The 20,372-nt window shown below is 69.4% G+C and carries 19 protein-coding genes; 1 reads left to right on the top strand and 18 read right to left on the bottom strand.

The genetic code is table 11. The features are described 5' to 3' along the window. Positions 1-12 precede the first annotated feature (12 nt). From FHT32_RS27425 to FHT32_RS27415, 3 genes are all read right to left on the bottom strand, one after another. Positions 13-1,809 carry an acyl-CoA dehydrogenase C-terminal domain-containing protein gene (locus FHT32_RS27425; RefSeq protein WP_176667727.1) on the bottom strand — a complete coding sequence of 599 codons (1,797 nt, stop codon included), beginning with the start codon at positions 1,807-1,809 and terminating at the stop codon, positions 13-15. A gap of 76 nt (positions 1,810-1,885) precedes the next feature. After that, the gene (locus tag FHT32_RS27420; protein WP_176667726.1) at positions 1,886-2,575 is read right to left on the bottom strand and encodes a TetR/AcrR family transcriptional regulator; all 690 of its coding nucleotides are present in this window, start codon (positions 2,573-2,575) and stop codon (positions 1,886-1,888) included. Positions 2,576-2,727: 152 nt separating this feature from the next. Further along, complete coding sequence (locus tag FHT32_RS27415; protein ID WP_176667725.1) at positions 2,728-3,486, bottom strand: SDR family oxidoreductase; 759 nt, start codon at positions 3,484-3,486, stop codon at positions 2,728-2,730. Between the two features lie 122 nt (positions 3,487-3,608). Between FHT32_RS27415 and FHT32_RS27410 the strand changes: the two genes are divergently transcribed. Then, entirely contained in the window at positions 3,609-4,496 is an 888-nt protein-coding gene (locus FHT32_RS27410) for a LysR family transcriptional regulator (RefSeq protein ID WP_176667724.1), read from the top strand. Between the two features lie 15 nt (positions 4,497-4,511). On the opposite strand, the gene FHT32_RS27405 is transcribed toward FHT32_RS27410, so the two are convergent. From FHT32_RS27405 to FHT32_RS27335, 15 genes are all read right to left on the bottom strand, one after another. Next, positions 4,512-5,375, bottom strand: a complete 864-nt coding sequence (locus FHT32_RS27405) for an oxaloacetate decarboxylase (protein ID WP_176667723.1) — start codon at positions 5,373-5,375, stop codon at positions 4,512-4,514. Continuing rightward, the gene (locus FHT32_RS27400) at positions 5,372-6,781 is read right to left on the bottom strand and encodes an FAD-dependent oxidoreductase (protein ID WP_176667722.1); all 1,410 of its coding nucleotides are present in this window, start codon (positions 6,779-6,781) and stop codon (positions 5,372-5,374) included. The genes FHT32_RS27405 and FHT32_RS27400 overlap by 4 nt, the downstream gene beginning before the upstream one ends. Continuing rightward, the gene (locus tag FHT32_RS27395) at positions 6,778-7,392 is read right to left on the bottom strand and encodes a cysteine hydrolase family protein (RefSeq protein WP_176667721.1); all 615 of its coding nucleotides are present in this window, start codon (positions 7,390-7,392) and stop codon (positions 6,778-6,780) included. The genes FHT32_RS27400 and FHT32_RS27395 overlap by 4 nt, the downstream gene beginning before the upstream one ends. Then, complete coding sequence (locus FHT32_RS27390) at positions 7,389-9,443, bottom strand: hydantoinase/oxoprolinase family protein (RefSeq protein WP_176667720.1); 2,055 nt, start codon at positions 9,441-9,443, stop codon at positions 7,389-7,391. The genes FHT32_RS27395 and FHT32_RS27390 overlap by 4 nt, the downstream gene beginning before the upstream one ends. Further along, a complete protein-coding gene (locus FHT32_RS27385; RefSeq protein WP_176667719.1) occupies positions 9,440-11,137 on the bottom strand; it encodes a hydantoinase B/oxoprolinase family protein in 1,698 nt (565 codons plus the stop codon). Before FHT32_RS27385 ends, FHT32_RS27390 begins: the two co-directional genes overlap by 4 nt. Continuing rightward, positions 11,130-11,651, bottom strand: coding sequence for a 3-isopropylmalate dehydratase (locus FHT32_RS27380; RefSeq protein WP_176667718.1), 522 nt, complete (start codon positions 11,649-11,651; stop codon positions 11,130-11,132). The genes FHT32_RS27385 and FHT32_RS27380 overlap by 8 nt, the downstream gene beginning before the upstream one ends. Further along, positions 11,648-12,952, bottom strand: coding sequence for a 3-isopropylmalate dehydratase large subunit (locus tag FHT32_RS27375; protein WP_176667717.1), 1,305 nt, complete (start codon positions 12,950-12,952; stop codon positions 11,648-11,650). The genes FHT32_RS27380 and FHT32_RS27375 overlap by 4 nt, the downstream gene beginning before the upstream one ends. Continuing rightward, the gene (locus tag FHT32_RS27370) at positions 12,949-13,905 is read right to left on the bottom strand and encodes a tripartite tricarboxylate transporter substrate binding protein (RefSeq protein WP_176667894.1); all 957 of its coding nucleotides are present in this window, start codon (positions 13,903-13,905) and stop codon (positions 12,949-12,951) included. The genes FHT32_RS27375 and FHT32_RS27370 overlap by 4 nt, the downstream gene beginning before the upstream one ends. Before the next feature lie 38 nt (positions 13,906-13,943). Continuing rightward, a complete protein-coding gene (locus tag FHT32_RS27365) occupies positions 13,944-14,654 on the bottom strand; it encodes an ABC transporter ATP-binding protein (protein ID WP_176667716.1) in 711 nt (236 codons plus the stop codon). Next, complete coding sequence (locus FHT32_RS27360; RefSeq protein ID WP_176667715.1) at positions 14,651-15,412, bottom strand: ABC transporter ATP-binding protein; 762 nt, start codon at positions 15,410-15,412, stop codon at positions 14,651-14,653. Before FHT32_RS27360 ends, FHT32_RS27365 begins: the two co-directional genes overlap by 4 nt. Next, the gene (locus tag FHT32_RS27355; protein ID WP_176667714.1) at positions 15,405-16,385 is read right to left on the bottom strand and encodes a branched-chain amino acid ABC transporter permease; all 981 of its coding nucleotides are present in this window, start codon (positions 16,383-16,385) and stop codon (positions 15,405-15,407) included. Before FHT32_RS27355 ends, FHT32_RS27360 begins: the two co-directional genes overlap by 8 nt. Beyond that, positions 16,382-17,254: a branched-chain amino acid ABC transporter permease gene (locus FHT32_RS27350; RefSeq protein WP_019656876.1), complete on the bottom strand. Its 873-nt coding sequence runs from the start codon at positions 17,252-17,254 to the stop codon at positions 16,382-16,384. Before FHT32_RS27350 ends, FHT32_RS27355 begins: the two co-directional genes overlap by 4 nt. A 127-nt stretch (positions 17,255-17,381) precedes the next feature. Then, positions 17,382-18,584: an ABC transporter substrate-binding protein gene (locus tag FHT32_RS27345; protein WP_176667713.1), complete on the bottom strand. Its 1,203-nt coding sequence runs from the start codon at positions 18,582-18,584 to the stop codon at positions 17,382-17,384. A gap of 19 nt (positions 18,585-18,603) precedes the next feature. Then, on the bottom strand, positions 18,604-19,383 hold the full coding sequence (locus tag FHT32_RS27340) for a GntR family transcriptional regulator (RefSeq protein WP_176667712.1): 780 nt from the start codon (positions 19,381-19,383) through the stop codon (positions 18,604-18,606). A gap of 109 nt (positions 19,384-19,492) precedes the next feature. After that, entirely contained in the window at positions 19,493-20,341 is an 849-nt protein-coding gene (locus FHT32_RS27335) for a fumarylacetoacetate hydrolase family protein (RefSeq protein ID WP_176667711.1), read from the bottom strand. Positions 20,342-20,372 lie beyond the last annotated feature (31 nt).

Here is a 20,372-nt window from a genome sequence, read left to right as displayed (position 1 = left end):
GGACTCGCGGCTTCAGGCCAGTGCCGCGTCGGTGTCCATCAGCACCTTGCTGCCGGCGCGCGCGGTGCGCATCAGCGTCGCGGTCTCGGGGAACAGCTTGGCGAAGTAGAAGCGCGCGGTCTGCAGCTTGGCGACGTAGAACGGGTCGGTGTTGCCGGCCGCGATCTCGCGCAGCGCCACCTGCGCCATGCGGGCGAACAGGTAGCCGAACACGAAGTGGCCGGCCACGCGCAGGTAGTCCACCGCGGCGGCGCCCACTTCGTCGGGGTTCTGGAAGCCCTTGAAGCCGATCTCGGTCGTGAACTTGGTGAGCTGGTCGCCCAGGCCGGCGATCGGGTTGATGAACTCGGCCATCTTCTCGTTCACGCCCTCTTCTTCCACCAGCCTGGCGACGAGCTTGCCGAACTTCTTGAGCGACGCGCCGTTGTTGCCCAGCACCTTGCGCCCCAGCAGATCCAGCGACTGGATGGTGTTGGTGCCTTCATAGATCATGTTGATGCGGTTGTCGCGCACGAACTGCTCCATGCCCCATTCCTTGATGAAGCCATGGCCGCCGAAGACCTGCATGCAGGCGTTGGTGGAGATGTGGCCGTTGTCGGTGATGAAGGCCTTGACGATGGGGGTCAGCAGCGCGACCAGCTCGCCCGAGTCCTTGCGCACCTTCTCGTCGGGGTGGTTGTGTTCCTTGTCGAGCAGCAGCGTGCAGAAGATCTGCAGCGCGCGGCCGCCTTCGGCGTACGCCTTGGCCGTGAGCAGCATCTTGCGCACGTCGGGGTGCACGATGATGGGGTCGGCTTCCTTGTCCTTGGCCTTCACGCCGGAGAGCGAGCGCATCTGGATGCGGTCCTTGGCGTAGGCCAGCGCGTTCTGGTAGGCCACTTCCGTGAGGCCCAGCGACTGGTTGCCCACGCCCAGGCGGGCGGCATTCATCATCACGAACATCGCGGCCAGGCCCTTGTTGGGCTCGCCCACCAGGGTACCGGTGGCGCCTTCGATAACGATCTGCGCGGTGGCGTTGCCGTGGATGCCCATCTTGTGCTCCAGGCCGGCGCAGAAGATCGGGTTGCGCTCGCCCAGCGAGCCGTCGGCCTTGACCTTGAACTTCGGCACCACGAACAGGCTGATGCCCTTGCTGCCCTTGGGCGCGTCGGGAAGGCGTGCCAGCACCAGGTGGATGATGTTGCTGGTCATGTCGTGCTCGCCGGCCGAGATGAAGATCTTGTTGCCGGTGATGCGATAGGTGCCGTCGGGCTGCGGCTCGGCCTTGGTGCGCAGCAGGCCCAGGTCGGTGCCGCAGTGCGGCTCGGTCAGGCACATGGTGCCGGTCCACTCGCCGCTGGTGAGCTTGGGCAGGTAGGTCTTCTTCTGCTCGTCGGTGCCGTGCGCGGCGAGCGCTTCATAGGCGCCGTGCGAGAGGCCGGGGTACATGGTCCAGGCCTGGTTGGCGCTGTTGAGCATCTCGAACAGGCACTGGTTGACCACGAAGGGCAGGCCCTGGCCGCCGAAGGCCGGGTCGCACGACAGCGCGGGCCAGCCGCCCTCGACGTACTTGGCATAGGCTTCCTTGAAGCCCTTGGGCGTCTTCACTTCATGCGTGTTCTTGTCGAGCGTGCAGCCTTCCTCGTCGCCGCTGATGTTGAGCGGGAAGGTCACCTCGGCAGCGAACTTGCCGGCCTCCTCGATCACCGCGTTGATGGTGTCGGCGTCGGTCTCGGCATGGGCCGGAAGCGCCTTGAGTTCCTCGGCGACGTTGAGCACTTCGTGCAGCACGAACTGCATGTCGCGTACGGGGGGGTTGTAGGTAGGCATCCGGAACTCTCCTGGTCGAAGCTAGATAGAAAAAGAAAAAGGGAAAACGAAAAAGGTACGAGCCGCGCGGCTTCGGTCAGCGCACGGTCTTGAGGCGGCGTGCCGCGGGGGCGGCGGCCGCTTCGGGTTTCGGCGCGTCGGGCGTGGCGGCGCGCGCGAGGATGTTGTCGAAGCCGACGTTGGCGCGGCCGATGGAGCCGGGCACCTGCAGGAAACGGGCTTCGTAGTGCAGCGCGAGGATCAGGCCATGGATCTCGAACGCCACCTGGCGCTCATCGGCGTCGGCGCGCAGGTGGCCTTCGCTCTGCGACTGCACGATGGCGCGCAGCACGGCCGCCTGCCAGATGCTGACCGACTCGACCAGCGCGTCGCGCACCGGGCCCGGGCGGTCGTCGAATTCGGAAGCGCCGCTGATGTAGATGCAGCCCGAGTCGATCTCGGTCGAGGTGCGCTTCATCCAGTTGGCGAACATGGCGCGCAGGCGCGGCAGGCCGCGCGGCGCTTTCAATGCGGGGAAGAACACTTCCTGCTCGAAGCGCGCGTGGTATTCGCGCACCACCGAGATCTGGAGCTCCTCGCGCGAGCCGAAGTGGGCGAAGACGCCCGACTTGCTCATCTTGGTGATCTCGGCCACGGCGCCGATCGACAGGCCTTCCAGGCCGATCTGCGCGGCCAGCGCCAGCGCCGCGTCGACGATGACGGCCTTGGTCTGCTGCCCCTTCTGGGCGGCGCGCGCGGGCTTGGCGGGAACGGCTGCTGCGGTCATCGTGGAATTTCCATGCAAAAACGAACGGTCGTTCTATTTTGCAGGGCTTTCCACCTGGGGCCGCGAATTGACCTTCAGTTATTGAAGGTTAATCGAGGCGGATCGGACCGCCATCGGGTCCGTCCCGCATCTCTTTTGCTTTCAGGGCCGGCTCAGAACTCCTGCGACACAGGCCGCAGCACGACCTCGTTGATGTCCACATCGGCCGGCTGCTCCACCGCGTAGACCACGGCGCGCGCCACCGAATCGGCGGGGATCTGGCTGGCTTCGTAGAACGCCTGCACGCCGGCGGCGCTCTCCGCGTCGGTGCTGCCGAACTTGAGCTCCGACTCCACCGCGCCGGGCGACACGATCGTCACGCGCACACCGCTGTTGCCCACCTCCACGCGCAGGCCCTCGGAGATGGCGCGCACCGCGTGCTTGGTCGCGCTGTAGACGGTGCCGATGGGCGTGAACACCTTCAGCCCGGCGATGGACGCGATGTTGACGATGTGCCCGCTTCCCTGCGCCTGCATGCGCGGCAGCACAGCGGCGATACCGTAGAGCACGCCCTTGATGTTGACGTCGATGGTGCGGTCCCACTCGTCGACCTTGAGCTTTTGGATGGGCGACAGCGGCATCACGCCTGCGTTGTTGACCAGCACGTCGATGCGGCCGAAGGCCTCGACGGTGGCCTGGGCGAGCTTGTCGAGGTCGGCGCGCTTCGCCACGTCGGTGGCCACGGCGATGGCTTCGCCGCCTGCTTCGCGGATCTCGGCGACGAGCTTGTCGAGCCGGTCGGTGCGGCGCGCCGCCAGCACCACCTTCGCGCCGCGCGCGGCCAGGTGGCGCGCCGTCGATTCGCCGAGCCCGCTGCTCGCGCCGGTGACGATGGCGACCTTGCCCTTGATGTTGTCTTGAATGGATGTCATGGAGAAATTCCTTTCGGGTGGATTGAACGAGGTGTTGAAGAAGTGCATGCAGTGTGGAAAATCCACGCGTTCCAGTAAATGAAACTCTGGCGACTTCAGAATTCCTCTTCCAGGAACACTCCATGTCCAATCGCCTCGAGGCGCTGCGCGTCTTCTTCACCGCCGCCGATGCCTCCAACTTCCGCGAAGCGGCCGTGCGCCTGTCGGTGTCGCCGCAGGTGGTGACGCGCGCGGTGCGCGAGCTCGAGGAGGAACTGGGCGAGCCCCTCTTCCACCGCAGCACGCGCGGCGTGCAGCTCACCGATTTCGGCCGGCAGCTTGCGCAGCGTGCGCGTGCCGCGGTGGGCGGCGTCGACGCACTGTTCCATCGCACCGACCGGCGCGCGCTGTCGCAGCACGCGGGCACGGTGCGCGTGACCGCACCCAACGTGTTCGGCCGCCGGCTGATCCCGCAGGCGCTCGCGCCGATGCTGGCTGCGCACCCCGGCCTGGTGCTCGATCTGCGGCTCTCGGAGAGCCATGCCGACGTGGTCGACGAGCAGATCGACATCGGCGTGCGCGCGGGCCCCATCCGCGATGCGCGCTTCGTCGCCCGCACCGTCGGCAGGATGCGCCTCTACGTGGTGGCGGCGCCCGCGCTGATCGAGCGCACCGGCATTCCGGAGAGCCTCGATGCGCTGCCCGGCTTTCCGCTCACCGCGCTGATGGACCGCAGCTCGGGCCGCCCCTGGTCGTGGTTCTTCAGCAAGGGGCGGCAGGTGCCGGTGGCCGCGCCGGCCTTCGTCACCGACGACGTCGATGCCGAATGCGCGGCAGTGCGCGCGGGCCTGGGCTTCGGCCAGCTCGTGGCCCCGCTGGCCGAGCCCCTGCTGCAATCGGGCGAGCTCGTGGAGGTGCTGGAGGCCGAGGCGCCGGAGCCCTGGCCGATCCACGTCTACCGCTCGCAGCGCGCACCGGTGCCGGCGCGCGTGCGGCTGGTGTACGACGAGCTGATCCGCGTGCTGCGCTGAAGCGGCAGCTGCTGCCTACTCGTACTTGCGGCCTTCGAGCATCAGCTCGGGTGTGCCGATCACTTCGTTGAGCGCGTCGAAGTCCAGCATCTGCGCCCGCCATGGCTGCGTGGTGCGGTGCCGGTGCAGGCTGGCGTAGTAGCCCTGCAGCGTGTGCACCACCGCGCGCGCCGTGCCGCCGGGGAAGATGGCGATGCGAAAGCCATGCCGCTGCAGCGCATCGGCGTCCTGGATCGGCGTCTTGCCGCCCTCGACCATGTTGGCCAGCAGCGGCACGCGATGCGCGAAGCGGCTGCAGGCGGCGTCCACCTGCTCGGGCGAGCGCAGTGCCTCGATGAACAGGGCGTCCACGCCGCATTCGAGGTATGCCTCGGCGCGGTCGAGCGCGGCCTCCAGGCCTTCGACCGCCACCGCATCGGTGCGCGCGAGGATCAGGGTATGGCTGGAGGCGCGCGCGTCCAGCGCGGCCTTGAGCTTGCCGACCATCTCGCGCTCGGGCACCACGGCCTTGCCGTCGAGGTGCCCGCAGCGCTTGGGAAAGGTCTGGTCCTCGATCTGCACCATCGCCGCGCCCGCGCGCTCGAAGCCGCGCACGGTGCGCTGCGTGTTCAGCGCGTTGCCGAAGCCGGTGTCCGCATCGACGATCACCGGCAGCGCCACCCGCTCGGTGATGCGTGCCAGCGTGTCGGCCACTTCGGTGAAGGTAGTCAGGCCGATGTCGGAGCGGCCCAGGCGGGTGTAGGCGATGGACGCGCCCGACAGGTAGAGCGTCTCGAAGCCGGCCTGCTCGGCCACCAGCGCGCTCAGCGCGTCGTACACGCCAGGGGCCAGCACGATGTCGTTGCGCGCGAGCCGGGTCTTGAAATCGTGGGTCGTCATGCGGACGCCTCCTTGTGTGCAACGAGTGCGGCGGCGGTGCGCGCCGCGATGTAGCCGCCGGCGACGGCGCTCAGCAGGCCGTTGCCGGAGAGGTAGCCCCACACCGCGTCGCCCGACACGCCGCCGGCCGCGCCGCCCGCAGCCAGCAGGTTGAGCAGCGGCGTGCCGTCCTGGCGCAGCACGCGCATGTCGGGCGCGGTGTCGAGGCCGCCCTGGGTGTGGAAGAGCGCGCCCGTCACCTTGACGGCGAAGTACGGCGCTTCGAGGCCGCGCGCGAACACGCGGCCGACGGGAGCGGCACCTGCGCGCATCCCGTCGAGCGTGGCCTGCAGAACATGGACTTCGCAGCCGATGCACTCGGCCAGCGCGGCCACCGAGTCGCAGCGGCGCAGCGCACCGGCCGCCTCGGCTTCGCAGAAATCGGGGAAGCCGCGCGCCAGTGCGAGCAGCGGCGCGTCGAACACGTTCCAGGCGATGCCGCCCGGCTGCGCGAGCACGTGCACCGCAGCTTCGGAGTAGCCCTGGGTCTCGTCGTGGAAGCGGCGGCCTTCGCAGTTGAGCTGCACGCCGCCTTCCATCATCACGGCCCACGACATCAGCGCTCCCTGGGGCGTGACCCACGAGCCGTGGCCCTGGTAGCCGCTTAGGTCGCGCAGCCGTGCGCCCAGCGCCGTTCCCCAGAGGATCGCGCTGCCGTCGTTGCCCGCGTGCCCGCCGAAGGCGGCCTCGCCCATCTCGGGCAGCAGCGCGCGAACCATCTGCGCGTTGCCGCCGAAGCCGTTGCATGCCAGCAGCAGCGCGTCGCAGCCCAGCGTTTCGCGCCGGCCGTCGGGGCGCAGGTAGTCAACGCCGACCGCCCGGTCGTGTTCATCGAGCACCAGCGTGTCGACCACCGCCTGCGTCAGCACTGGGATGCCCGCCGCCTCGACCGCAGCGAGCAGCGCCGCCATGAGCGCGGCGCCGGTCTTCTGCGGCAGCGCGTGCATGCGATGCACGCTGTGGCCGGGATAGAGAAAGCCGTCGAGCAGGATCCAGTCGAGGCTGTGGCGCGCCTGCAGCGCATCGAGCGCAGGGCCGATGGCGCCGGCGTACGCCTCGACCAGCGCAGGCGCCGCGCGGCCGTGCGCCTTGGCCTGGATGTCGGCGGCGAAGCGCCCGGCGCTGTCGTCGGCCACGCCATGTTCGCGCTGCGTGCGCGTGCCGGGAGCGGGAATGAAGCCCGACGAGAGTGCGGTCGATCCGCTCGGCAGCGCATCGCGCTCCAACACCACGCAGTCCACTCCCGCGTCGGCCAGCATCAGCGCCGCCGTGAGCCCGCAGGCCCCGCCGCCGACGATGGCGACCGGCACGTGCACGTCGGCCTGCACCTGCGCGGCACGCCGGAGCGTTCTTTCGGGACCGTTCATGCCAGCGACGCGATGAAAGGCGCGCAGTCCGTCACTTCGGCCACGTTGCGCATGTCGGCCAGCGAGGTGTTGTGGCGCTCCTCGCCGAAGGCCGCGCATCCGTCGCCGAGCACCAGGGTGCGGTAGTCGCGCATGTGCGCGTCGCGCACCGTGCTGGCTACGCCGCCGTTGGTGACGATGCCGCACACCGCCACGGTGTCGATGCCCGCGCGGCGCAGCACCCAGTCGAGCTGCGTGTTGAAGAAGGCCGAGTAGGCGACCTTGCTGACGGTGACGTCGACCAGCCCCGCCAGCGCATCGACGTTGGCCTGGCCCCAGCTGCCGGGTGCGAAGTCGCCCCTGGCCAGGTACGGACGCAGCGCCTTCAGGTGCGGCGAGATCATCGGCTCGCCCTTCGCGTCGGGCCACAGGGTGAACTGGCTCGCCACGACCAGTCCGCCGGCCGACTTCAGCGCGCGCGCGACGCCGGCCACGCGCTCCGGCAGCAGCAGCGCGGGCGGGTTGGCGTCGCCGCCGCGGGCGTAGGCACCGTTGGGGTCGAGGAAGTCGTTCTGCAGGTCGATGACGACCAGCGCCGTCTTCGACGGTTGGATCTTCGCGCCGGCGCTCATGACGGCCTCACCAGCAGGTTGCCGTACGCATCGACCTCGGCATGGAAGCCGGGCTCCAGCCACACGGTGGTGTCGGCCTGCTCGAGGATGGCCGGCCCGTCGATGCGTGCGGCCATCGGCAGTTCGAGCCGCGCGTAGCGCAGCGCGTCGTGCCACCGGCCTTGATGGAACACGCGCTGCGTGCCCAGCGGCGCGGTGCTGCCCTCGCCTTCGGGCGCCAGCACCTTCAGGTCGAACTTGGGCCGCACGCCGATGCGCGCATAGCGCAGGTTCATCACGCGGATCGCGATGCCGTCGAGCACGCGGCCGAAGGCTGCGGTGTAGGCGGCCTCGAAGGCCGAGCGGATCGACCCGGCCGTGAGCGGCGCCTGCCCCGCATCCGGCAGCACAACCGGCAGCGTGTGCGTCTGGCCGGCGTAGAGCATGTCGAGCGCGACCACCTCGCGCACCTCGTCGAAGCGCACGCCCGACGAATCGAGCCGCTGCTGGCAGCTGGCGGCCAGCTCATCGATGCGGTGCCGAAGGTCGGCCACGTCGAGATCGGCCAGCGGCTTGTTGATGGTCTGCACCGCGTCGTGGCGCATGTCGGCGATCACGCAGCCCAGCGCCGAGGTCACGCCCGGGTAGCGCGGCACGATGCCGGTGGCCACGCCCACCTCGCGCATCATCGCGCACACGTGCAGCGCGCCGCCGCCGCCGAAGGGCATGTAGGCGAAGCGGCGCGGATCGTGCCCGCGCTCGATCGACACCAGGCGGATCGCGCCGGCCATGCGCGCATTGGCCACGGTGAGGATGGCTTCGGCGGCCGCATGCACGTCGAGCCCCAGCGGACGCGCGACGTGTTCCTCGATGGCCTGGCGCGACTTCTGCGCGTCCAGCGCCGCCAGCAGGCCGCCGCCCAGCGGGCGGTCCGCCGCGATGCGCCCGAGCAGCACGTTCGCATCGGTCACCGTGGGCCGCGTGTTGCCGCGCCCGTAGCAGGCCGGCCCCGGCACGCTGCCCGCCGACTCGGGTCCGACCTGCAGCATGCCGCTCGCGTCCACCGACGCGATGGAGCCACCGCCGGCGCCGATGGTCTCGATCTGGATCATCGGCGAGCGGATCACCATGCCGAACTCGATGGCGGTCTGCGCGGCCAGCGCGGCCTCGCCGTTGGCCACCAGCGACACGTCGAAGGACGTGCCCCCCATGTCCCCGGTGATCGCGTTCGGGAAACCGGCAGCGCGCGCGATGGCTGCGCAGGCGATGACGCCGGCCGCCGGTCCCGACAGTGCGGTGCGCACCGGCAGGTCGCTCGCGGTCTGGCGCGACATCACGCCGCCGTTGCTCTGCACCACGAGCAGTTCGCCGCCGAAGCCCTGCGCGCGCAAATCGCCCTCGAGGCGGCCGAGGTAGCTGCCCACCACCGGCTGCAGCGCGGCATTGAGCGTTGCGGTCGAGCAGCGCTCGAACTCGCGGATCTCGGGCAGCACCTCGCTGGCCGAGGTGACGTGCGGGTTGGGCCACAGCTCGCGCACGGCCGCCACGGCGAGGCGCTCGTTCTCGGGGTTGGCGTAGGTGTTGATGAAGAACACGCACACGGCCTCGCAGCCGGCTTCCAGCAGCGCGCGCGCCTCGGCGCGCACCTGCTGCAGGTCGACGGGGGTGTGCAGCGTGCCGTCGGCCAGCGTGCGCTCGTCCACCTCGCGGCGCAGGTCGCGCGGCACGACGGGCAGAAAGCTGCCGCGCAGGCCCCAGGTTTGCGGGCGGTCGCGGCGGCGCATCTCGAGCACGTCGCGGAATCCCCGCGTGGTGATGATGCCGGTGCGCGCCACCTTGCGCTCCAGCAGCGCATTGGTGCCCACCGTGGTGCCGTGCACGATGGTGGCGATGGCCGCGGCCGAATCCGCCACGCGCGCGACACCGTTCATGAAGCCGCGCGCTTCCTCGCCGCGCGTGGAAGGTACCTTGACGATGCGCGCGCTGCCGTTGGCCTCGTCGAGCACGAAGAGGTCGGTGAAGGTGCCGCCGACGTCGACGCCGACGACGAGGGAATTGCCAGGAGAAGTCATTCGGATGCTTTCTTCGTCTTGTCGCTGCTCACATAGCCCATGGCCACGTCGGCCTCGCGCTGCGCGGGGGTGCGCTCGGCCGCGGGGCCCCAGCCGCCGCCGCCGGGAGTTTCGAGGCGCACGCGCTCGCCGCGCGCCAGCGCGATGCCGCGCATCTTCGACACCATGGGGGGCGTGTGCCATTGGCCGGCGTTCTCGTAGCGGAACACGTTGAGCGCGCCCGCGCCTCCGCCGGCGATGCCCTTGGGCGGCGAGGTGCCGCGCTCGCCGAAGACGAACACCTCGGCGTCCTTCTCGAGCAGCTCGATCTCGTACACGGCGCCCAGTCCGCCGCGATGCCGGCCGTCGCCGCCGGAGTCGGGGCGAAGCGACCATTCGGTGAAGCGCACCGGGTAGGCGGCCTCGAGGATCTCCAGCGGCGGGATCGTCGCGGTCGAGATGGGCGCGTTGCCGTGGGCGAGCCCGTCGCCGTCGGAATGGCCGCCGTGCCCGCCGCCGAAGAAGCTGAACATCACCCAGCGCTGGCCTTCGCGGCCCTTGTCGCTGCGGTGGCCCGCGATCGACAGCGCGTTGATGGTGCCGTAGGCCTGGGCCACGGCGCGCGTGGGGTCGGCCTGCGCGGCGGCGCTGAAGATCACGTCGATCATGCGCAGGATGGTCTCGGTGTAGCCGCCCACCGGGCGCGGGCGCTCGGCGCTGATCACCAGCCGTCCGGGAATGACGAAGTCCACCGCGTCGAGTACGCCGGCATTGGCCGGCACGTCGGGGAACAGGTGCTTCAGCGCCACGTAGCAGGCGGCCACCGCGGTGGCGCGCGAGATGTTCACCGGGCCCGCGCACTGCGCCGAGGTGCGGGAGAAGTCCAGCGTGAGCCGGTCGCCGGCCACCGTCATGTCGAGCGCGATGGTCAGCGGCTCGTTGACGATGCCGTCGTTGTCCAGCACGTCCTCGACGCTGTAGCGGCCGTCGGGCAGCGAGGCGATGTGCGAGCGCATCAGGCGCAGCGCGCGGCCGCGCAGCTCGCCCAGCGCACTCAGCACCAGCTCGTCGCCGTACTCGTCGAGCAGGCCGTCCAGGCGCTTCGCGCCCAGCTCCAGTGCCGCGAGCTGGCCATTCAGGTCGCCCCACAGGCTGTCGGGCAGGCGCGTGTTGGCCTGCAGGATGGCCAGCACGTCGGCGTCGAGCACGCCGTCGCGCACGATGCGCACCGGCGGGATCTGCACCGCCTCCTGCCAGCACTCGGTGGCCGCCGGGTTGTAGTTGCCCGGCACCGCGCCGCCCACGTCGTGCCAGTGTGCGGCGGAGGCCATGTGGCAGTAGAGCCTGCCGTTGCGGAAGAAGGGCTTCACCAGCTTGAAGTCGTTGGCGTGCGTGCCGCCGTCGTAGGCGTCGTTGCTGATCCAGATGTCGCCGTCGCACATGCCGCCGCGCGGCTCGGCCGCCTTCACCGTGGCGCGCACGGCAAAGGCCATGGCACCGACGAAGACCGGCAGGCCCGACTTGCCCTGCACCAGCGTGTCGCCGGTGGCGGCGTCGTACAGGCCGTGGCAGGCGTCGTGCGCCTCGGCAATGATGGGATTGAACGCGCTGCGGTAGAGCGTGGCGTCCATCTCGTCGGCCACCTGCTCGAGGCGGCCGCGCAGCACGGCGAGCGTGACGGGGTCGATGGTTGTGGTGGAGGAAGTGTCAGGCATCGGAAGCTTTCTTCGAGGCGGGGCGGCCAGCGCGCTGGCGCAGCTGGTTCAACAGTCCGCCGGCGCGGACCATGTCCATGAGGAATCCAGGCACCGGCTCGCAGGCCAACGGCTCGCCGTCCGGTCCGACGACCCCGGGCACCGTGGCGTCGAGCGAGACGAGGTCGCCCTCGCCCAGGGTCTCGGCCTGCGCGCAGGTCAGCAGCAGCAGGCCCACGTTGAAGGCGTTGCGGAAATACAGGCCGCTGTACGACGGCGCGATCACCGCCCTCACGCCCAGGTGGACGAGCACCGCGGCGGCCTGCTCCCGCGACGAGCCGATGCCGAAGTTGGGACCGGCCACAATCACGTCGCCGCGCTGCACGCCGGCGGCGAAATCGGGGCGCACGGCCTCGAGGCAGTGCCTGGCGATGATGTCGATGCCATGCTTCATGGCATGGCCGGGTGCGAGCAGGTCGGTGTCGATGTCGGCGCCGAGGCGCCAGACGCGGTGGGTGGCGAGCGTGACGCTCATGCGAGAACCTCCCGCGGATCGGTCACGCGGCCGCGCAGCGCCGCGGCCGCCACGGTGTAGGGCGAGCCCAGGTACACCTGCGCGGTGGGCGAGCCCATGCGGCCCTTGAAGTTGCGCGCCGTGGTCGAGATGACGGTGATGTCGTCGCCCATCGGGTCGCCGTAGCCCGAGCAGGCCCCGCACGCGGTCGGGAACAGCTCCGCGCCTGCATCCGTCAGCGCCTGCAGCACGCCCTCGGCGCGCGCCCGCTCCTGGTCCTGGATGCTCGCGGGCGCGACGATCAGCCGGATGCCCGCCGCCACCTTGTGGCCGCGCAGCACCCGTGCCGCGGCCCGCAGGTCGTCGAGCTTGGCGCCGGTGCATGCGCCGATGTAGGCCACGTCCACCGGCGTGCCGGCGTAGTGGCTCACCCCGCGCGAGTTGGCGGGGCTGTGCGGGGCGGCCACGTGCGGCTCGAGCGCGGCTGCGTCGAAGCCGTGGCGCGTGAGTTCGGCGCCCTCGTCGGTGAACCACGCCGACGCATCGGCCGGCGGCGCGCCCGCCTCTGCGAGGAAGGCGGCGGTGGTGTCGTCCGGCGCGATCAGGCCGACCTGCGCGCCGAGTTCGGCGCTCATGTTCGACAGCGTCATGCGCTCCTGCATCGACAGCGCGGCCACCGCCGGCCCGGCGAACTCCACCGCCTGGTAGCGCCCGCCGTTCATGCCGAAGCGGCCGATCATGTGCAGCATCATGTCCTTGGCGGTGACGCCGGCGGGCAGCGCCCCGTCCCACCACATCTGGATGGTCTCGGGCACGCGCAGCCAGATCTCGCCGGTGACGACCACGCCCAGCATCTCGGTGCTGCCCACGCCGAACATGTAGGCGCCGAAGGCACCGCCCGTGGGCGAGTGCGAGTCGCCGCCCACGCACAGCATGCCGGGGCGGATGTGCCCGTGCTGCGGCACCACCACGTGGCAGATGCCCTGGCTGTCGTACACGTGCGGCAGCGCCTGGTCGCGCGCCCACTCGCGCGCGATGCGCACGATGCGGCGCGAGTCGTCGTCGCGCTCGGGCACGTAGTGGTCCATCACCAGGACGATGCGCGATGGGTCCCAGATCTGCGCGCCAAGTTCCTCGAGCATGGGCTTGAGCCGGCGCGGGCCCGACGAGTCGTGGAACATGGCCAGGTCGACGCCGCAGGTCACGATCTCGCCCACGGCCACGTGCTCGCGGCCGCTGGCACGCGCGATGAGCTTCTGCGCCAGCGTCTGCGGCCGGGCTGGTACAGCCACGGGTGCGCGGTTTGCTGCGGGGGCGCTCATTCGGGCTTGGCTCCGGAGAACTTCACGACCTTGGCCCAGCGCGGGATTTCGCTCTGCACGAAGGCGGCGAACTGCTCGGGCGAGTTGCCGACGGGAATGGCGCCTTCGGTGTCCAGCCGCTTGAGCATGTCGGGCTGCTGCAGCGCATGGCGAGCCGCGTCGCTGAGCTTGCGCGCGACGTCCGCCGGCAGGCGCGCAGGGCCGAACAGGCCGAACCATGCGCTCGATTCGTAGCCCGGCAGGGCCTCGGCGATGGCAGGCACCTCGGGGAACGCGGGCAGGCGTTTGGCCGTGGTGACGCCCAGCGCCTTGAGCTTGCCGGCCTGGATGTGCGCCTTGACGTTGCCCACCGCCGCGAACATCAGCTGCACCTGGCCGGCCAGCAGGTCCTGCACCGCGGGCGCGGTTCCCTTGTACGGAATGTTCACGATGTCCACGCCCGACTGCATCTTGAAGGCCTCGCCCGCCATGTGCAGCGACGAGCCCACCGCGCCGATCGCGAAATTGAGCTGGCCCGGCCTGGCCTTGGCGAGCGCGATGAGTTCCTTCACGTCCTTCGCCGGCACCGAGGGGCTGGCCACCAGGATCGACGGCGAGGTGGCCACGCAGGTGAGCGCGGTGAAGTCCTTCACCGGGTCGAAGGGCAGCGAGGGGTACAGCGTGGCGTTGATGGCATGGCTGGTGAAGCTCATCAGCAGCGTGTTGCCGTCCGGCGCGGCCTTGGCGACCGCATCGGCGGCGATGTTGCCGCCGGCGCCGGGCTTGTTCTCGACGATCACGGTGCGGCCCAGCGCGGGGCCCATGCTGACGGCGAGCGAGCGGGCCAGCGTGTCGGTCGAGCCGCCCGCCGGCGCGCCGACCAGGATGCGCACCGGCGCATTGCCGAGCTGCGCCCGGGCGGCGGCGGCGAAGGCCAGAGCGGAAGGTGCGATGAGGAGGTCGCGGCGATGGATCATGGGGTTTCCTTGTTGTCTCGTTGTTCTTCGGCGCTTCAGAGGCCCAGGTACGCGCGCCGCAGTTCGTCGCTGTCCAGCAGCTCGTCGGGCTTGCCCGAGAAGCGCACGCTGCCGTTCTCCAGCACGTAGGCGCGGTCGGCGATCTCCAGCGACTGGCCGACGTTCTGCTCCACCAGCAGCACCGCGAGGCCGCCGTCGCGCAGCTCGCGGATCAGCGAGAACATCTCCTCCACCAGCAGCGGAGAAAGGCCGAGCGAAGGCTCGTCGAGGATCAGCAGCACCGGCTCGGCCATGAGCCCGCGCGCGATGGCCAGCATCTGCTGCTCGCCGCCGCTCATGGTGCCGGCGTGCTGCGTCATGCGCTCGCGCAGGCGCGGGAAGACGTGGAACATCTTCTCGACGTTGGCCGCGCGCCGCTCGCGGGCGCGGGTGAAGGAGCCGAGTTCGAGGTTCTCGAGCACGCTGAGGTTGGGGAATACCTTGCGGCCCTCGGGCACCTGGATGAGGCCGGCCTTCACCACGTCGCGGTAGTGCGCCCCGGTGAGGTCCCGCCCGTCGAAGCGCACGCTGCCGGCCCAGGTGGGCACGAGGCCGCAGACCATCTTGTTGAGCGTCGACTTGCCCGCACCGTTGCTGCCGAGCAGCGCGACCATCTCGCCGGCATCGACCTGCAGGTCGACGCCGCGCAGCACTTCCACGCGGCCGTAGCCGCCGCGCAGTCCCCGGATTTCGAGCAAGGGGTTCATGCGACAGCTCCCGCGGCGGCCTTGCGCAGGCGCGCCGCCGTACCGTGGCCCAGGTAGGCCTCGACGACGCGCTCGTCGGAGGTCACCTGCGCCGGGTTGCCCTCGGCGATCAGCCGGCCCTGCGCCAGCACCCACACGTGCTCGGCCAGGTTCATGACGGCCTGCATGACGTGTTCGATCATCAGCACGGTCACGCCGCTGTCGGCGATGCCGCGCACCACCGGCAACATATCGGCGATCTCCTGCGGGTTGAGGCCTGCGAGCACTTCGTCGAGCAGCAGCAGGCGGGGCCGCGTGGCAAGCGCGCGGGCGAATTCGAGCCGCTTGCGGCCGGCCACGGTGAGGTCGGAAGCCGGCTTGTCTAGCTGCGGCGCCAGGCCCACGCGCAGCGCCACGGCCTCTGCGCTGGCCAGTGCCTGGGCGCGGTTACGCACGTGCAGGTGCGCGCCCACGGCGATGTTCTCGCGCACGGTCTGCGCGGCGAAGGGCTTCACGATCTGGAAGGTGCGCGTCATGCCGAGCACCGCGTTGCGGTGCGGCTCGCGGCCGGTGATGTCCTGGCCGGCGAATCGCACGGTGCCGGCATCGGGCTTGAGGAAGCCCGACATCAGCGCGAACAGCGTCGTCTTGCCCGCGCCATTGGGGCCGATCAGCGCGGTGAGGCTGCCCTCCTTCACCGCCAGGCTCACGCCCTGCACGGCCTTCAGGCCGCCGAAGGAACGGGAGATGCCGTCGAGCTGCAGCAGGGGCTCAGTCATCGCGGCCTCCCTTCGCCTTCCACAGCTGCCGCACCGAGAGCCCTAGCCCTGCCACGCCGCGCGGCAGGAAGATCACGATGAGCACCAGCACCGTGCCGTAGATGACCATGTTGATGCCCGGCAGCTCGCCGAACAGGTTGCGCGTGAAGTCCGACAGCAGGTGCAGCACCGCCGCGCCCAGCACCGGCCCCCACAGCGTGCCCATGCCGCCCACGATGGCCGCGACCAGCGCCTCGACCGAGGTGACGGAGCCGTAGGCGATGCCCGCGTCGATGTACTGGAACACCTGCACGTAGAAGGCACCTGCCGCGCCCATGAAGGCCGCCGACAGGCCGATGGCCGCGAGCTTGACGCGGAAAGGGTTCACGCCCACGGCGCGCGCGGCATCCTCGTTGTCTCGCACGGCCTGCAGGTAGGCGCCGAAGCGGCCGTTGCGCAGCCACCAGGTCACCAGCAGCGCCACGACCACCATCGCCAGCACCACCCACAGGTAGCCCGCGCGCGATGGAAACTGCATGTTCGCCACCGACTCGCGCAGCGGCACCATGAGGCCCACGCCGCCGCCGGTGAACGACACCGAGGTCGCGAGGATGCGGAACACCTCCGCGAAGGCCAGCGTGACGAGCGCGAAGTAGGAGCCCTTCAGCCCGTAGCGGAAGGTCAGCGCACCGACGAACAGGCCCACCAGCGCGCTGCCGGCAATGGCCAGCGGCAGCGCGACCCACGCGTTGATGCCGCCCTGCAGCTGCGCGATGGCCTGGATGTAGGCGCCCGTGCCGAAGAACAGCGCATGCCCGAACGAGAACTGCCCGCCGAAGCCGCCGAGGATGTTCCAGGCCTGCGCGATGAGCGTGGCATAGAGCGCCATCATCACGAAGTTGAGCATCACGCCCGACTGCGTGAGGAACGGCACGCAGCCGATGACGACCGCGAAGAGCGCAATGCCCGCAAGTTGCCTGATGCCCGCGCTCATGCTTTCGCTCCGAACATGCCCTGCGGGCGGAACAGCACGACGCCGATGAAGATCGCGAAGATCCCGATCTGCCCCAGCGACTCGCCCAGATAAAGCCCGCCGAGCGACTCGACCACGCCGATCAGGAAGCCGCCGACGAGCGCCCCCACGAAGCTGCCCATGCCGCCCAGCACCACGATCGTGAAGGCCACCAGAACGAAGCCGCTGCCCACCTGCGGGTTGACGTAGTACGCGGGCAGCAGGAAGCAGGCCGCGGCGCCCAGGCATGCGAGGCCGATGCCGAAGCTCATCGCGTAGACGTGGTCGACGTCGATGCCCATGAGCTTGGCGCCCTCTTTCTCCTTGGCCACCGCGCGGATGGCGCGGCCCAGGTCGGTGCGGCCCATGATCCAGAACAGGATGCCCGACACCGCCAGCGCGCCGGCGAAGGCGACGAGCTTGGGCACGGCGATCATCGCGGGGCCGATGGCCACGGTGCTCAGCGAGTAGGCAGTGTCGATGCTGCGCGTGTCGGACTTGAAGAACAGCAGCGCCAGGTTCTCCATGACGATGGCGATGCCGAGCGTGGCCAGCAGGATGTTCTCGTCCTTGCCATGGCCCGCTCGGTTGATGACCACGCGCTGCAGCGCATAGCCGAGCGCGAACATGCCCGCAACGGCGATGGGCAGCGCCAGGTAGGGATCGATGCCCCAGCGCTCCTTCAGGAAGTACACCGCGTAGAGCGCCAGCATCAGGCTCGCACCGTGCGCGAAGTTGATGATGTGCAGCACGCCGTAGATCAGCGTGAGCCCGACCGCGATCAGCGCGTACACGGCGCCGGTCGTGAGGCCGTTCAGGACCGACGGGAAAAGTATGGTGATGTCTGGCATTGGCTGGCGGCGGCTGGGTCGCTTTCCTGGCTGTACGTCTTGCGTGGGCGTGCCGCTCCACCGGACTCCGGGCGTGTCCGGAATCCGTCGAAGCGCTTCATGGGTGGTGCCTCGTCTCGGCCCGGCGTCAGGCCTTCAGCGGGAAGACCGGGTCGGTCTCGCGGTAGTCGCGCGGGATGATGACCTTGATGTCGTTCTTCACCACCTGCGTCATGAGCGGCTGCGCGCCTTCGTTCTGGCCGTTGACGAACCGGGTGGGGCCGTACGGCATGATGTGGTTGGAGAAGGTGCTCTTCTCCAGCGCGTCGATGATGGCCGCGCGCTCGGCGGACTTCGCGCGCTCGATGGCATCGGCCAGCAGCCACATCGAGGTGTAGGTCATGAACACCTCGTAGCTGAAGAACTGGCCCTTGGCCTCCACGCGCTTGCGCAGCTCCTGCGAGCGCTTGTCCTTCGGGTTGAACCAGTGGTTGCAGTCGATGATGCCGTTGGCCGCTTCCGGAAATTCCTTCACGAACTTGTAGCTCGACGCCGCGCCGCCCAGCACCGAGAAGATCGCCTTGGGCACCACCTTCTGCTGCTGCATGGTGCGCACCAGCAGCGCGTACTCGTTGTAGTAGTTGGCGGGAATCACGATGTCGGGGTTGACCGACTTCATGCGCAGCACGATGTTGTTGAAGTCGCGGGTGGGGTTGGCGTGCTTCACCACCTCCTTCACCTCGAAGCCGTAGCCCGGCAGCTCGCGCGACAGCAGCTGCGCGGTGCCCGCGCCGAACAGCGACTCCTCGTGGATGATCATCACCGTCTTGGCGGGGCTGCCCGCGGCCTTGTTGAGCACCAGCAGGTTGGCCATGGCCACCTCGGTCGACTTCTTGTAGCCGGGCCCGAAGCGGAAGGTGTTCTTCAGGCCGCGCTCGACGATCTGGTCGGCCACGCCCACGTCGACCACGTGCGGCAGGTTGTACTTGGCCGCGGCCTGCGTGGTGGCCAGGCAGATGGCGGAAGCGAAGGCGCCCACGATGGCCGACACGCCGGCCTCGTTCATCTTCTCGACCTCGGCCGCGCCGGCCTGCGGCTGCGACTGCGCGTCGCCCAGCAGGGCCTCGAGCTTCGCGCCGCCGAGCGACCTGATGCCGCCCGCCGCGTTGATGTCCTCGATGGCCATGAGCGCGCCCAGGCGGCACTGCTGGCCCGAATAGGCCAGCGCGCCGGTGACCGGGTGCAGCACGCCCACCTTGACGGTCTTGGGCTGCGCGCCGGCCACGAGTGGGAAGGCGACGGCGGTGGCCAGCGCGGCCGAGCGGGACACGAAACTGCGGCGGTTCTGCATGGGGCTTTCCTTTTTCTCTTCAGTTGAACTGGGCTGACACGTCCTTGCTGACCCACACCTTCGCGTCGATGCTGCCCACGCGGGAGAGCTGCATTTCATAGGTGTAGCGGTCGGGGCGGTAGAAGCCGTGCAGCCACTGCACGGGCCGCTCGTCCTCGTCGTAGATCAGGCGGCGCACCGCGAGCAGGGCCGAGCCGACGGAGACATCGAGGTGCTGCGCGAGCACGTTGTCGGCCAGCCGGGCGGAAATGGTCTGGTGGGCGCGCCCTACCTTCACGCCCGATTCCTCCAGCAGCACCAAGATGGGCTTCTTCGACAGCTCGCGGCGGCCGAAGCGGCGCGCGATGGTGTCGGGCACATAGGTCGTGATGTGCGAGAGCGGCCCTTCCTTGGTGGAGCGCACGCGAACCGCCTTCTGCACCGCGTCGCCGAGCTGCAGCTGCAGCGCCTCGGCCACTTGCGTGGATGCCGTGATGGTGGCCACCTCGATCACCTTGACCGAGGTGTGCAGGCCCATGGTGACCAGGTTCTCGAGCAGGCCGCGCAGGTTGGCGCGCTCCATGCTTCTGTTGCCCGGGCCTTCGCCGCCGGCCGGCGGCACCGCGCGCGTGCGGCGCCCGGGATTGCGTTCGATGAGCCCTTCGGAAGCCAGTTGCTCGAGTGCGCGGCGCACGGTGACGCGCGCCACGTTGAACTGCCCCATCAGCGCCAGTTCGCCGGGAAGGCCTTCCGCAAAGCGGCCTTCGTGCAGCTGCTCACGCAGCACCAGATAGATCTGGTGGTATTTCGGCAAAGGCATCTGCGACATGCCTTTGATGTTTTTGCAGTTTCAATGTTCTGTCAATGGGACATTTAAAACCGCAAAAAAAGGCGCCAGAGGCGCCTTTCGTGAAAAGAGGCTGCGGGCCTCAGAGCTTGAAGGGAATCACTTCCTGGCGCTGGTCGCCCAGGCCCTCGATGCCCAGCGTCATCACGTCGCCCTTCTTCAGGAAGAGCGGCGGCTTCATGCCCATACCCACGCCCGGGGGCGTGCCGGTGGTGATGATGTCGCCCGGCATCAGCGTCATGAACTGGCTCACGTAGCTCACGATCTTGGCCACGGTGAAGATCATGGTCTTGGTGCTGCCGGTCTGCACGCGCTTGCCGTTCAGGTCGAGCCACATTGCCAGCTTCTGCGGGTTGGGCACGTCGTCGCGCGTCACCAGCCAGGGGCCGATGGGGCCGAAGGTGTCGCAGCCCTTGCCCTTGTCCCAGGTGCCGCCGCGCTCGATCTGGTATTCGCGTTCGCTGATGTCGTTGATGGTGCAGTAGCCGGCCACGTAGTCGAGCGCGCTCTTCTGCGGAACGTAGCGCGCGCGGGTGCCGATGACCACGCCGAGCTCGACTTCCCAGTCGGTCTTGACCGAGCCCTTGGGCAGCATCACCGGGTCGTTCGGGCCCTGGATGCAGCTGTTGGCCTTGGTGAACACCACGGGCTCCTTGGGCACCGGCAGGCCGGATTCGGCGGCGTGGTCCGCATAGTTCAGGCCGATGGCGATGAACTTGCCCACGTTCGCCACCGGGCAGCCGAAGCGCGGCTTGCCCTTGACCAGCGGCAGCTTGTCGATCTTCTGCTTGCGCAGCTTGGCGAGCGCGGCGTCGCCGAGCTGCTCTGGGCCGATGTCCTTGACGATGGCGCTCAGGTCGCGCAGCTGGCCGTTGTCATCGATGAGGCCGGGCTTTTCCTTGCCGGGGTTGCCGTAGCGGACGAGTTTCATGCTTTCCTTTCAGTGCGTTGGAATTCGGAAG

This window comes from Variovorax sp. SG517 (assembly GCF_013376045.1).
Classification (GTDB): domain Bacteria; phylum Pseudomonadota; class Gammaproteobacteria; order Burkholderiales; family Burkholderiaceae_C; genus Variovorax.
This window is presented reverse-complemented; position numbering and strand designations above follow the sequence as displayed.

Bases quoted from the DNA above. Each gene is read 5' to 3' on its own strand.
- FHT32_RS27425 (WP_176667727.1), bottom strand. From the start codon at position 1,809: ATGCCTACCTACAACCCCCCCGTACGCGACATGCAGTTCGTGCTGCAC.
- FHT32_RS27420 (WP_176667726.1), bottom strand. From the start codon at position 2,575: ATGACCGCAGCAGCCGTTCCCGCCAAGCCCGCGCGCGCCGCCCAGAAG.
- FHT32_RS27415 (WP_176667725.1), bottom strand. From the start codon at position 3,486: ATGACATCCATTCAAGACAACATCAAGGGCAAGGTCGCCATCGTCACC.
- FHT32_RS27410 (WP_176667724.1), top strand. From the start codon at position 3,609: ATGTCCAATCGCCTCGAGGCGCTGCGCGTCTTCTTCACCGCCGCCGAT.
- FHT32_RS27405 (WP_176667723.1), bottom strand. From the start codon at position 5,375: ATGACGACCCACGATTTCAAGACCCGGCTCGCGCGCAACGACATCGTG.
- FHT32_RS27400 (WP_176667722.1), bottom strand. From the start codon at position 6,781: ATGAACGGTCCCGAAAGAACGCTCCGGCGTGCCGCGCAGGTGCAGGCC.
- FHT32_RS27395 (WP_176667721.1), bottom strand. From the start codon at position 7,392: ATGAGCGCCGGCGCGAAGATCCAACCGTCGAAGACGGCGCTGGTCGTC.
- FHT32_RS27390 (WP_176667720.1), bottom strand. From the start codon at position 9,443: ATGACTTCTCCTGGCAATTCCCTCGTCGTCGGCGTCGACGTCGGCGGC.
- FHT32_RS27385 (WP_176667719.1), bottom strand. From the start codon at position 11,137: ATGCCTGACACTTCCTCCACCACAACCATCGACCCCGTCACGCTCGCC.
- FHT32_RS27380 (WP_176667718.1), bottom strand. From the start codon at position 11,651: ATGAGCGTCACGCTCGCCACCCACCGCGTCTGGCGCCTCGGCGCCGAC.
- FHT32_RS27375 (WP_176667717.1), bottom strand. From the start codon at position 12,952: ATGAGCGCCCCCGCAGCAAACCGCGCACCCGTGGCTGTACCAGCCCGG.
- FHT32_RS27365 (WP_176667716.1), bottom strand. From the start codon at position 14,654: ATGAACCCCTTGCTCGAAATCCGGGGACTGCGCGGCGGCTACGGCCGC.
- FHT32_RS27360 (WP_176667715.1), bottom strand. From the start codon at position 15,412: ATGACTGAGCCCCTGCTGCAGCTCGACGGCATCTCCCGTTCCTTCGGC.
- FHT32_RS27355 (WP_176667714.1), bottom strand. From the start codon at position 16,385: ATGAGCGCGGGCATCAGGCAACTTGCGGGCATTGCGCTCTTCGCGGTC.
- FHT32_RS27350 (WP_019656876.1), bottom strand. From the start codon at position 17,254: ATGCCAGACATCACCATACTTTTCCCGTCGGTCCTGAACGGCCTCACG.
- FHT32_RS27345 (WP_176667713.1), bottom strand. From the start codon at position 18,584: ATGCAGAACCGCCGCAGTTTCGTGTCCCGCTCGGCCGCGCTGGCCACC.
- FHT32_RS27340 (WP_176667712.1), bottom strand. From the start codon at position 19,383: ATGCCTTTGCCGAAATACCACCAGATCTATCTGGTGCTGCGTGAGCAG.
- FHT32_RS27335 (WP_176667711.1), bottom strand. From the start codon at position 20,341: ATGAAACTCGTCCGCTACGGCAACCCCGGCAAGGAAAAGCCCGGCCTC.